Consider the following 13,000-nt stretch of genomic DNA (forward strand, 5'->3'; position numbering starts at 1 on the left):
GTGCTTTTAGTGATCATCTCAGTATTGCACCGTTTTCTACCTTTAGCGCAAGAAGCGGAGTTACAAAAAGTATAGAAGAGAGCGGCGGAGTTTACAGCGGATTTCCACTTATGAATCATAGAGATTGGAAAAGGCTTCAGGTGAGGATAGCGAAGTTAAACAGTTAGGAGTGAGAAGATGGATTTAAAAGAGATTGCAGAGATTTTAAAGTGTGATTTTAGCGGCGAGAGTTTTGAGATAACAAAGATGAATACCCTTAAGGATGCGACAAAAAGCGAGCTCTCTTTTGTCTCAAATTTAAAATATGTAAAAGAGATACAAAGCTCAAATGCGGGCGCAATAATAGTAGACAAATCTACAGAAGAGTTTGTGCCTAAAGGTTGCGTTGCTTTGGTTGTTGAACATCCATACTGGGAGATGGCAGCACTTTCAAAGTATTTCGCACCTCCTATTGAGGATGCAACTCTAGATAAGCCAAAAATAGGAAAAGGCACCACTGTTTCGCCAAAAGCAGAGATAGCAAACGGTGCCGTTATCGGCGAAAACTGCACTATTATGGCGCATGTCTACATAGGTGCGAATGTCCAAATCGGCGATAACACTGTCATTTATCCAAGTGTGGTAATATACAGAGACTGCAGAGTAGGAAGTGAGTGCATAATCCATGCAAACTCTACTATAGGAAGTGATGGCTTTGGCTTTGCAACGAACAAGATGGGTGAACACAAAAAGATATACCAAAACGGCAATGTCGTTATAGAAGATGATGTGGAGATAGGAAGTTCAACCACTATAGATAGAGCAGTTTTTGGAACAACTCTTATAAAGCGCGGTGTAAGAATAGACAATCTTGTCCAGGTAGGGCACAACTGTGTTATAGGCGAATACTCTGTTATAGTTGCCCAATCAGGCATTGCAGGCTCAACTACCTTGGGAAGAAATGTTGTATTGGGAGGGCAGAGTGCTACGGCAGGACATCTAAACATCGCTCCTTTTACAACGATGGCGGCACGCAGCGGTGTTACAAAGAGCATTGAGAAAAGCGGCTTAACCTTTGCTGGATTTCCTTTGATGGAACATAGACTGTGGTTGAAACTTCAGGGTAAAATTGCTAGACTAATCAAATAAGAAACAAAAGGATGAGTTAATGTCAAAAACAATTCAATTAAGCGGAACGAAAAAAGGTGTTATTAACGTAACTAAGATCGATGAGCCGTATGGCGCGGGAAGTGCAAGTGTGGCTAGCATCGGTATATCACTTGTTGGAAATGCAGGTGAGCCTGAGTGGAAAGTGCATATCCCGCTTGCAAATTTAGATGAAGTAATAGAGGCTCTTAAAGAGTTAAAATAGTGATAAATAATGGAGTGTAATTGAAAAAGAAAATTTTAACCTTTCTTCTCTTTTCTACACTTCTATTTGCCAACACTCCTCTGCTTTTTTTTAGCCAAAACAAAGAGATCTCATCAAGAGAACTTTATGATGCGCTAGAGCTACATAAACCCTACTTTTTCGAATTTTATGCCGACGAACCTACCTTAGATGCAAAAGATATAGAACTAACCACGCAGGCACTAAAAGATTACTACAAATCAAAAGGCTTTTATCATGCAGATATATCTTATATAAGTGATGAGAACTCCATAACCTTTCTTATACAAGAGAATGAACCCATAATTGTTAGAAGTGTTACATATTATGCAGGACTAGACATAGGCAAGCAGATACCTTTTACAGAGGGAGATATTTTTGATGCCGACAAATTTGCACAAAGCAAAAAAAATATCAAGATTCTCTATGCTAACAGCAGTTTTTGCCGTGCGGAGTTAAATGCAAAAGCGTGGATAGATATAGAGAAAAACAGTGCATATTTGAATTATGAAGTTTTGCAAAATGAGAGGTGCTATTTTGGGAAGATAGAGATTGTACCCTCTAAAAATATCGATGCGAAGATACTTGAGTCTCTTTTGTACATGGATGAGGGCGAACTTTTCTCTTCAGATAAAATTGCTATGAGCTATGAGAGCTTGTATGGATATGAGGGCATATCAAAAGCTATAATAGATACAAATATCAATAAAAACAACAGTGTCGATATAGCTTTGAGTGTAGTGGAAAATGTAAATCCTATTCGTTTCCAAACGGGTATTGGGGCAAGCAGCGATGAGGGTGCTATGTTTATGTTTGGACTCAAACATAGAAATTTTTTTGGCAACCTAAAGACAGCAGGCATTGAGGCAAGAGTAACTCAAATAAAACAGTCCATAAAAGCAAATTTTGATATGCCTCTTTTAAATAGAAACGCAACAGGCTTGGAGATAGGTTATGAAAATGAGGATTTTTTTGCTTTTAAAGAGAGCAGAGTCTTTGCAGAGCCTTACTTTTTGCAAAAGAGAACTCCTCATCTCTTTAAAGAGAGTCTTCTTTTTGAGAGATCAAAAACCTATGATAGCGAAGATTTGATTCTTATCCCTGAGTATACGATTTTTTTAATCTCCCCAAAGCTGGAGTGGAGCTACGACACCAGAGATAAGATACTGGATCCAACAAGCGGATACTTTATAAGCTCTCAAATTATGGGTTCAGTAAAGAGCGATATATCGGATGCTACCTACTATAAGTTTAAGGCAACTGGAGGCTATATTCTACCAATATATGACTATATTGCAGGATTTAGAGCTACATTTGGAACACTTGACGTACAAGAAGGTGATGTTCCTCCCTCATACCGTTTTTTTGCAGGCGGTATGCATAGTAATCGCGCATATAGCTATAGAAAGCTAGGTCCGACAGACAGTAGAAATAACCCGATAGGATCAAATTCTATTTTGGAGGCAACAGCTGAGATACGCTTTGATATCTACGGTGATTTAAGAGGAGTTCTGTTTAGTGACAACACATTCTTGGGCAATGAGAGTATGCCGAGTTATGACAACGGATACTACAGCGCTGGCTTTGGTCTTCGCTATAAAACGCCAATCGGTCCCATAGCTATCGATGTTGGTTTTGATATAGAAAATCCTACAAAACAGTATGCAATCCACTTCCACATAGGAGAGCTGTTTTGATAAAAAAAATCTATACTTTTTTCTATTTTATAGCTCTGTTTGTGTTATTTGCGGCGGCTATTTTGTCTACGGCTCTTTTTCAAAAAGATGTGGTGCCATATCTGGCGCAAAAGTATCTAATAGAGTACGGTGTAGAGTATAAGGATATAGAAGGAACGCTCTTTAGCGGAGTTGTTTTAAGAGGGGTGAAGTATCAACAGAGTGTAGAGATTGATGAGCTAAAGATCAAGTACAATCCTCTCATGCTTCCAAATCCTACTCCAAGAGTAAGCTACATAAGCGCCAAGGGAGTTTTTGTCGATGCAGATAAGATTCTAGAGATGCAGAGCCAAGGCGAATCATCACCCTTTGCTCTTAACATCTCAAAAGTAGATTTGCAAAGAGTAAAAGTAGCCTATAAAGAGGAGATGTACACATTAAATCTCACTGCTTTAGATGTAAGCCTCAGAAATAAAACAGATATACAAAAGATTACTTTAGAGGCACAAACGCCTTATGCAATGGTTGCTCTTGAGGGAAGTGTTAAAGCCAATAGAGCCAAAGGTAAATCTACGCTCTTGCTGAGTGAAAAGACGCATCATGAGTATCTTGATTTCTTGATATATACGCCAAGTGAACTGGAGCTCTTTTTTGATGTATCAAGCAAAGAAGCAGATCTAAAAACATCTATAAAAAGCGTTGCATTTAAAGATGTAGATGATCTTGTTTTAGATAGTGTTGAGCTTCATGCAACTTATAATTTTGATGATGATTTTTTTATGCTCTTCTCCAACTACCGTGCTCTTTATGAGAAAAACGAGATTGCAGTTGAGCAAAAAAGCAGAGTAACGTTTGATGCGGATATTGTATCAAGCCTAGAAGCAAAAATAGTTCAGGATGAGTTCAATCTTCCATTTGAGAGCTTTAGCGTTGATATAAAAAGAGATAAAAATCTTACAAGGTTCGATTTTGCGGCAAAAGATTTGGCTATAAATGCACAGACAAAAGATTTTCAAGATTTTTCACTCAAAGCAAAGAGTATCTATGCAGACCTAGATGCAAAGGTTGAGTTAAAGAGTGATGCGGTAACGCTTGTCGGCGAACTCTACCCAAAAAGCGATGCGCCATATCTAAAAGAGTACGATATACAGAGATTTTCTAAACTAAATCTCTTTGTGCTAAAAAACCAAGAGAGCATGAGAGCAAGCATTGGTACCGACAAACTCTCTTTGACGCTCTTTGAGGATAAAGAAGGTCTTGTGGGCATCTTAAAAGCGGGAGAGAGCAGGTTTGATATAAAAGGAAGTATCCAAAAGAGAGAGTTTACGGTAGAGGCAAATGTAGAGTCTATTAGGACTCTCTTGTCCGAACTTGAATTAAACCTTATAGATGAGAGTCTGCTTTTTGATGCTTCTGCCATCATAAGCGCAAAAATAGGCTTTAAAGACAGGGTTGAAGTAGAGGCACGAGTTGATATCCCATGGTATAGACTAGAAGTTGATACCCAAAATATCTATATGGATAGAGATGCCTATTTTGAATTTTTTTATGCGGATAAGGAAGTCATACTTAAAAAGTATGATTTTGGAGTGATGCAGAAGAGAATTTTCTCCAAAAGAGCTTCCAAGATTGCTCTTGGCGAAGATGATACGATTGAGTTAAGAGAGTTTTGGATATATGATAACCTACTTTTAAGCGGAGAGTTAAACTACTCCGATATGAGTGCGGATGTTACTCTAAAAAGTGATAAATTTCGCTATGAATCGGCGGATGCAAATGTGACTATCAAAATGGATATTCAAGCGGTTGTAGATAGTAACGGCTCGCAGAGTATTAGCGGTGATATCGACATATTAGAGGGAGTCGTGACCTATGTTCCCAAAAAAGAGTATGCAATCAAAGATGAAGATATTATAATCATCCAAGATATAAAACCGCCGAAAAAAGAGCATGAGAAACGAGAGCTAAATATTCGAGTACACTCATCAAAACCCATAGAGTACAAGATAAAAGATGTGGAGCTTTTAGTTACTCCAAATTTAGTCATATACCAAGAGTTTGGCGAATTGATGCAGATTTTGGGCACGCTTCAAATCCATAGCGGAGCTGTAACCATAAGTGATAGAGAGTTTGAGTTTGAGGAGAGCGAGATATATTTTTATGATGAAGAGTACACCAACCCATATCTTAATCTAAATCTTCACTACTACACGCTCGATAATATCGACATAGAGATATATATAACAAACAGAGTGGAGTCGCCGGTCTTTATACTCTCATCCAACCCGCAGATGAGTCAGGATAATATAATCTCTTATATTCTTTTTGGCAGCAGCGCGACATCGGCTTTTGATACCTCTGAGGAGGCGTCAAGAAGCTCTCTTAGCACATTGGCATTGGGCGCAGGATTAAAAGGGCTTTTAGACAGGTCGGTAAACCTGAAAATCGATACGCTAAATATTTTAACAAACGAAGATGGGACACTTGGTTATGAGATAGGAAAACGTTTTGGCAAAAAAGTACGTCTTGTATATAAAAACGATGACATCTCAAGCTTGACACTGCAGTACAGTCTTAGTAGGTCTGTGAGAATAGACGTGGATGTAAAAGAGACGGGGCAGGGTGTGGGTATCTTTTACATAAAAGATTTTAAATTAGGGGAGTGACGAAAAAATAGGTCACTCCAGAGAGATTACTTTAAAATAACAAGAGGAATCTTTACGTTTTGAATAAGCTTCGTCGTAAAACTTCCAAAAAGAGCACTCTTTAGTTTTCCATGACTGTAGGAGCCTATTGCTAACATATCAATGTCGTTATTGTTGATGCACTCCAAGATGCTCTCGAGAGGTTCACCGGTTTTTTGGATAAACTCACAATTGAGAGTCTCATCTTTGATAATCTCTCTTGCATGCTCTATCAGCTCATCGGATCTGCTTTGATTGCTGTTTACATTTACAATGTATCTTTTTATCTCCCGCCCAAGCATAGGCGAAGAGGAGAGCTCTTCTAGAGCTTTTGTAGAACCGCTCTCACCGTTAAAAGCTATCATTACGTTTCTTATAGGAGAGTAGTCTCTGTTCACCAAGATTATAGGGGCATCGACATCTCTTATAATGTTCTCAACGCAAGAGCCTATTTCATCCTCTTTTTGCATATGTCCCATGCCTGAGAAGCCAAATACTACCACCCTTAGTTTATCTTCCAACTCTTTGAGGTTTTCATAAAGAGTACCGTGTCTTTGGGAGATGATTACGTTTGAGTAGCCTTTGTCGCTAACTCTCTCTTTGAGCTCTTTTAATAACTCTCTTGAGTGACTTATAGTCTCTCTATTTTTTTGTGCATCCTCAAGAGAGAGCTCTTGAAGCAGAGTGTCTCGCTCGCCAAGGGCAATATTTCCCGAGAGGTTTGTCACAGATGAGGCATTTGGATGCTCTATAGTGTTTAGCAAAACCAGAGTAAGATTAAGCTCTTTTGCTATATGAAGAGCATAATCACATACCGCCTCTGAGTATTTTGAACCATCAACACAGGCAAAAACTGCCTGCTCTATATTTTTTATATCTTGCATGTTTAATGTCCTCCCATAACTTTTTCTATCTCTTCTGGTTTATCATGTACGCCAAATCTATCTATGATCGTGCTGCTCGCCTGATTCTGCCCGATTAGCGTCACGTTTGCACCTTCACGGCGTAGTTTGATAACGACTTTATCAAGTGCATAAACGGCAGATATATCCCAAAAGTGAGCTCTGGATAAGTCTATCGTTATATTCTCTACAACTTCCTTAAAATCAAAAAATTCTATAAATTTATCGGCACTGTTAAAAAATACCTGCCCGATAATTTTGTATGTTCTTGTGTCTGTTGCCTCGTCATAATATGTCTCACTGTACATAAAGTGGCTGATCTTGTTTGCAAAGAATAGTGATGCCAAAAGCACGCCGACAAATACGCCAAGAGCCAAGTTGTGCGTCCAGACAACGACAACTACAGTTGCCAGCATAACAACATTTGTCGAGATAGGAAGAGTCTTTAGCTTCTTGATGCTTCCCCAGTCAAACGTACCGATAGCAACCATTATCATAACCGCGACAAGTGCCGCCATCGGGATTATAGAGAGCAGATCGCTTAAAAAGACGACCATAATGAGCAGATAGACACCTGCCAGAAGAGTCGAGAGTCTTGTTCGTCCGCCCGATTTTACGTTAATAACAGACTGCCCAATCATAGCACATCCAGCCATTCCGCCCATAAATCCCGATGCTATGTTTGCCACGCCCTGACCGCTGCACTCTCGGTTTTTATCACTCTTTGTATCAGTTAGATCATCTACGATAGTAGCCGTCATCAGAGACTCCAAAAGACCAACCATAGCCAAAGAGATGGAGTATGGTAAAATAATCATCAGTGTCTCAAGATTAAATGGAATCTGAGGGATTAAAAAAATCGGAAGCGTATCTGGAAGCGCGCCCATATCTCCTACATTTCTTACATCTATGTCAAAAAGGACTACGACTAAAGTGATAGCTACAATCGTTACAAGCGGGGACGGAAGCATAGTTCCTATCTTTGGTATGTAAGGGAAGAGATATATTATGCCAAGACCCGCGGCTGTTAGCGCATATACATGCCAAGTGACGTTTGTGAGTTCGGGAAGCTGCGCCATAAAGATAAGAATGGCAAGGGCGTTGACAAAACCGACTACGACCGCACGAGGTACAAAGCTCATCAACTGCCCGAGTTTAAAATAACCTGCAATCATCTGAAGAATACCGGTCAAAATGGTAGCCGCAAGCAGATACTCCAAACCGTACTCTTTTACAAGCGTGACCATTAAAAGAGCCATCGCACCCGTAGCTGCACTAATCATTCCAGGACGACCGCCGACAAATGCTATGACTACTGCAATACAAAAAGATGCATAAAGTCCTACTTTAGGATCTAGACCGGCTATGATCGAGAAAGCTATAGCTTCTGGTATAAGTGCGAGCGCAACTACGATTCCTGCAAGTGAGTCTCCTTTTATATTTGAGAACCACTCCTCTTTTTTAAAATACTTTGCTAACAATAATTATCCTTTTTTATTTTTTATTTTTTGTCCAGTGCAAGATTATGTTTTCACATTTTCTATCCTTAGTTTTTAGTTTTTTAAAAAGTGATTTAAAACAAATGTGGATTTATCCCTGCATAGTAATGGCAGAGATAAAATAGAAAAAAGCTTAAAATTGATCTTTAAGCCTTTAGTTCTTTTACGAACTCTTCTATGCGTTTAATGCCTTTGCGGATGCTCTCTATATCGGTTGCAAAGCTAAATCTAAAGTATCCATCACTTCCAAAACCGACACCCGGAACTACCGCTACGCCTTTTTTCTCTAGAAGCTGCTTACAAAACTCCATAGAGTCGTTGCTCAGCTCTTTTATATTTACAAAAAGATAAAAAGCACCGTCAGGTTTATAGACACTCAGTCCATCAATTGCGTTAATGAGCTTTACAGCCTCATCGCGGCGCTCTTTAAATGCAACTCTCATCATCTCGATATCTTCGTCTGCAGAACCGTCTAAGCCTGCTATTGCCGCTTTTTGCGTGATTGAGTTGATGTTTGATGTGCTTTGGCTTTGAAGTTTTTTCGTTGCCTGAATAAGCTCTGTATTGTGCGCCGCCATGTAACCGAATCTCCAGCCCGTCATTGCCACTGATTTGCTTAGACCGTTGATTGTAACCGTACGTTTGTACATATCTTCACTAACTGCCGCCGCTGATGTAAATTCGCCCTCATAGATAAGTTTTTCATACATCTCATCACTTGCAACGATAACGTCAGTTCCCTCTAGCACTTTGCCGATGGCTTCAAGTTCTGCTCTTGAGTAAACCGCACCAGTCGGGTTTGAAGGGCTTGTTAGAACTATCATCTTCGTCTTTGGAGTAAGGGCATCTTGAAGCTGCTGCGGAGTTATCTTAAACGCATTGTCATCATGGGTCTCGATCTCTACGACTGTTCCGCCGTAGTAGAGAACCAGTTCAGGGTAGGTTACCCAGTACGGTGAGGGGATGATTACTTCGTCGCCTTTTTGGATAACTGCCGCAAAGAGGTTAAAAAGAGAGTGTTTGGCACCGTTGTTGGTAATTATCTGATTTGGAGCATACGAGAGCCCATTATCTCTTTTTAGTTTATTTGCAATAGCTGTTTTAAGAGTAGGAATGCCGTCAACCGCGGTATATTTTGTAAAACCCTCATTTATGGCCGCAATGGCAGCATCTTTAATGACGCGAGGTGTATCAAAGTCCGGCTCACCTGCAGAGAAACTAATGATATCTTTACCTTGAGCTTTTAGCTCACCGGCGAGTGTTGAAATGGCAATTGTGATTGATTCGGATAGCGTGTTAACACGGTCTGTTAGCATATTAAACCCTTTTAAAAGTATTGAGCGAATTATACTAAAATAATTAGATATGTGAGCAGTTATCTCTGTAAAATTTTTAGTTTTTCATTGCGCGGATAAAAGATTCGTAGATTTTTTCAAGTTCAAGATCCTGCTCAAGAAGCTCTTTGTTGTCTTCGACCAAGATGTGCTCAAGCACGGCAACACGTTTAAGAAGATACTCAAACATCTCTTTGTTAATGTCAGGGAGAAGGTTGTGCATAAGCGGATCTTTGCATCTCCCTTTTTCTATAACGTGTGCGGGAATCCCGATGGCTGTAGCATTGTTTGGAACAGTTTTTACAACAACGGAGTTAGCGCCTATTTTTGCATACTCTCCGATTGTAATATTCCCTAAAATTTTTGCTCCGGCACCTATTACGGCACCTTTTTTTATAGTCGGATGTCTTTTGCCATGCGTGAGAGAAACTCCGCCAAGAGTGACTCCCTGATAAATAAGCACATCATCTTCTATGACGGTAGTTTGCCCTATAACAACACCAAAGCCGTGATCTATAAATACTCTTCTGCCGATTACCGCACCCGGGTGAATATCTATGTTTGTTAAAAATTGGTTTAAGCCCATGATGATTCTAGCAAGGCTTTTGAAGTTGGCTTTATAGAGTCTATTTGCTATTCTGTACCAAGCTACCGCCCAAACACCGGGGTAGTTAAACAAAAAGTCAAGTTTAGAGTTTAGTGCCGGATCATTTTTGTAAGCATTTGAAAAGTCTTCTTTGATGTCAGCATAAATTCCCACTTTTAACTCCTAGTTTGTAGTTCTTAAATAACCATTTTGATGTAAAAAAAGTTCTAATTTTGCAAGTGTATCATTTTTTTCTTTCTCTGTAATAAAATCAGAGCTAGAGAGATCACTTTTAAGTTTGTTTGAGAGCTCTTTTGCATCATAACCTATGGAATCCAAAATATCGAGTATGCTTTTAGATTCAACCGCATTTTTAATCTCATAAGAGTACTCATCAATAGTGACGGTGTATTCACTTGGATGGGTAAAGAGATTGTGGTTCATTCCTAAAGTCTCCTGATATGCTCCGACATTGAAAAATCCTAAAAAGTACTCCTCTTCATCAAGGTTCACATCATGGAGATAGAGCGGTTTGTCAGGGTTAAAACCTATCTCTCCGTCACTGTCACACGTAATGTCCCACAGAGATGCGGCTCTTAGCGGGGTTGTATTTAGATGATGCAGAGGCATAACAGGAAAGTGCTGTCCTAACCCCCAGTAATCAGGCAAACTTTGAAAAATAGATGCGTTTATAAGATATCTCTCCTGCAATTTTACCTGAAGTTGTGCAAGCTCATCTGTCGGATTTGAAGATTTTAGATAGAGCGCTTTTTTTATAATGTTATGAACCAAAATCTCTGCATTTGAGCGGTCTTGCAGGTCTATATAACCTAGATCAAAAAGTGTAAGCAGCGACTCCATGTGGTCAAGTGCATCATGCAGATACTCGATACAGTTCGTGTTATTTAAGAGGTCGTTTAACTCTATAAGCTCAACAAGAAGAGGCGGATTTACCTCTTTAAAGTTTATGAGTTTCTCTTGATAATCCTGCGTAAAAAGCTCCAATACAGGCGTGATTAAAACAGCATGAGAAGCTACTATGAAGCGTCCTGATTCTGTAAAAATATTTGGATGGTCAACATTTTTAGCATTCATAATTTCGCCGAGCAAGAAGACAACACTGCTTGAAAACTCATCGATTGAGTAGTTTCTTGCACTAGACATGACATGCTGGTCGTACTCTACCGCCAAGCCTCCGCCGATGTTGATGCTCTTTAGTGAATCGGCTCCCATCTTTTTGAGTTCTGCGTAGATATTTCCAGCCTCTCTAAGAGCTTTTTTAAGCGGTGCTATGTCTGACATCTGCGAGCCTATATGGAAGTGAACCATGTTGAGTTTGTTAAGCAGTTTCGCATCTTTTAGAAGTGAGATTGCCTCAATAATCTCCGTAGAGGTAAGACCAAACTTTGCATCCATCCCCCCGCTCTTAGCCCAGATACCGCTTCCCGTGCTGTGAAGTCTTACTCTTACGCCAATGTTTGGAACTTTTAGATTGCACTCTTGCGCCACCTCTATGATGGTTTCAAGCTCGCCCAAACCCTCAATAGTGATAGTGATATTGTGACCGCTTTGCGCCGCAATAAAACCCAGAGTAATCATCTCTTTGTCTTTGAAACCGTTGACGGTAATATTTGCACCGCTTGGAGTTTTGCTCATAGCTAAAATAAGCTCCGCTTTTGAACCCGCTTCAAGACCATAGTTATACTGCGCTCCCTGCGATGTTACGGCATCGACTGCATGCGGAAACTGATTTACTTTTAGAGGAAAGACGGCATTGAAGCTTCCTCTGTAGTTGTTTTGCTGTATTGCTTTGTCAAAGTAACTATAAAGAGTCCTGATTTGGCTCTTTATGAGATGTGGAAACCTAAGCAAAATAGGACCCCTTACATCATCCGCACGAATATCTTCAACGATTTGAAGAAGTGAAGGCATACACTTGTAGTTTAGTTTTATCTGACCGTCTTCAATAATAAAATTGTTGTTAGACCAAATGTTAAGACCGAAATTTTTCAAATTTATCCACCTATATATGTAATTTTTGATGAAAATATTTATCTATATCAAAATATATTTCACCGCTTCTGTTTTTAAATGTAAGGTACTTTTTATCAAGCTCAGATATATGTTTAATACCCATAACCGATAGTAGAACCTTCATGTTTTTGATAAGATTTTTATGATAGTGCCCTATCTCCAAACCTTTTTTGACAACGAGGTAAGAGGCTCTTCGTTTTGGATCTTGCGTCGCCATTCCAACGGGACAAACATGTGAGCCAAAGCCCGAACACATGCGCGCACGAATGCAGCCGCCGCTCATCATAAAGCCTCTGCCAATCCCTACGGCATCTGCGCCCATAGCCATAGTTATGATTATATCATCGGGAGTTAAAATTTTCCCGCTAGCGATTATCTTAATATCTTTGCGAATGCCATGTTTTGAAAGCATGGTGTCTAAAACATAAAGAGCGTTATTTGTAGTTAAACCTACGGACTCCATAAGTTCAAGCGGAGCCGTGGCACTTCCGCCTTCACCGCTGTCTACCGTTATAAAATCGGGTATAGATTTTCCCTCATTTTTTCGTTTTGCAATCTCTTTTGCCATCTTTTCAACAGAAGCCGCATCCGAGATAACTATCTTAAAGCCAACGGGTTTTTTAGAGATATTTTGAAGTTTTTGCACAAAATCCAAAAGATTAGCAGTCGTATCTGCATATGGAAAACGGTTTGGAGAGAAGAGGTCTTTCCCCTCTTCTACGCCTCTGTAGTACGCTATATCTGCAGAGACTTTCGAGCCCGCAAGTTTTCCTCCTGTCTGCTTTGCACCTTGAGCTATTTTAATCTCGGTCATGCGGCAAAATTTCATAACTTTTTCATATCTAAGCTCATCAAATTTTCCATCTTTATCGCGAACTCCGTAAAGACCGGAGCTCATCTGAAAGGTCATGTTTGG

General features: G+C 39.7%; 10 protein-coding genes. 4 read left to right on the plus strand and 6 right to left on the minus strand.

Annotated features, from left to right (window positions below):
• The first annotated feature begins 177 nt into the window (after positions 1-177).
• The 4 genes from lpxD to RQ763_RS03800 are packed head-to-tail and all read left to right on the plus strand — an operon-like array spanning position 178 to position 5,711.
• Positions 178-1,128 (plus strand): UDP-3-O-(3-hydroxymyristoyl)glucosamine N-acyltransferase, encoded by a 951-nt coding sequence (lpxD, locus tag RQ763_RS03785; RefSeq protein WP_314151284.1) that lies wholly within the window; start codon positions 178-180, stop codon positions 1,126-1,128.
• A 19-nt stretch (positions 1,129-1,147) separates the two neighbouring features.
• On the plus strand, positions 1,148-1,351 hold the full coding sequence (locus RQ763_RS03790; protein WP_314151285.1) for a hypothetical protein: 204 nt from the start codon (positions 1,148-1,150) through the stop codon (positions 1,349-1,351).
• 20 nt (positions 1,352-1,371) lie between these two features.
• Complete coding sequence (locus RQ763_RS03795; protein WP_314151287.1) at positions 1,372-3,066, plus strand: autotransporter assembly complex protein TamA; 1,695 nt, start codon at positions 1,372-1,374, stop codon at positions 3,064-3,066.
• Positions 3,063-5,711, plus strand: a complete 2,649-nt coding sequence (locus tag RQ763_RS03800; RefSeq protein WP_314151288.1) for a translocation/assembly module TamB domain-containing protein — start codon at positions 3,063-3,065, stop codon at positions 5,709-5,711. The genes RQ763_RS03795 and RQ763_RS03800 overlap by 4 nt, the downstream gene beginning before the upstream one ends.
• 26 nt (positions 5,712-5,737) lie before the next feature.
• Here RQ763_RS03800 and RQ763_RS03805 read toward each other — a convergent pair whose 3' ends face one another.
• From RQ763_RS03805 to RQ763_RS03830, 6 genes are all read right to left on the minus strand, one after another.
• A complete protein-coding gene (locus tag RQ763_RS03805) occupies positions 5,738-6,613 on the minus strand; it encodes a universal stress protein (protein ID WP_314151289.1) in 876 nt (291 codons plus the stop codon).
• 2 nt (positions 6,614-6,615) lie between these two features.
• Complete coding sequence (locus tag RQ763_RS03810; protein ID WP_314151291.1) at positions 6,616-8,112, minus strand: SulP family inorganic anion transporter; 1,497 nt, start codon at positions 8,110-8,112, stop codon at positions 6,616-6,618.
• Between the two features lie 164 nt (positions 8,113-8,276).
• The gene (locus RQ763_RS03815; protein ID WP_314151293.1) at positions 8,277-9,446 is read right to left on the minus strand and encodes a pyridoxal phosphate-dependent aminotransferase; all 1,170 of its coding nucleotides are present in this window, start codon (positions 9,444-9,446) and stop codon (positions 8,277-8,279) included.
• Positions 9,447-9,522: 76 nt separating this feature from the next.
• On the minus strand, positions 9,523-10,224 hold the full coding sequence (cysE, locus tag RQ763_RS03820; RefSeq protein WP_314151294.1) for a serine O-acetyltransferase: 702 nt from the start codon (positions 10,222-10,224) through the stop codon (positions 9,523-9,525).
• Positions 10,225-10,233: 9 nt separating this feature from the next.
• Positions 10,234-12,063 carry a biosynthetic arginine decarboxylase gene (gene speA / locus RQ763_RS03825; RefSeq protein WP_314151296.1) on the minus strand — a complete coding sequence of 610 codons (1,830 nt, stop codon included), beginning with the start codon at positions 12,061-12,063 and terminating at the stop codon, positions 10,234-10,236.
• Between the two features lie 10 nt (positions 12,064-12,073).
• Positions 12,074-13,000, minus strand: a 927-nt coding sequence (locus RQ763_RS03830) for an FMN-binding glutamate synthase family protein (protein WP_314151297.1), incomplete at its 5' end; no start/stop codon positions are given.

It is taken from the genome of Sulfurimonas sp. (assembly GCF_032250635.1).
Taxonomy (GTDB): domain Bacteria; phylum Campylobacterota; class Campylobacteria; order Campylobacterales; family Sulfurimonadaceae; genus Sulfurimonas.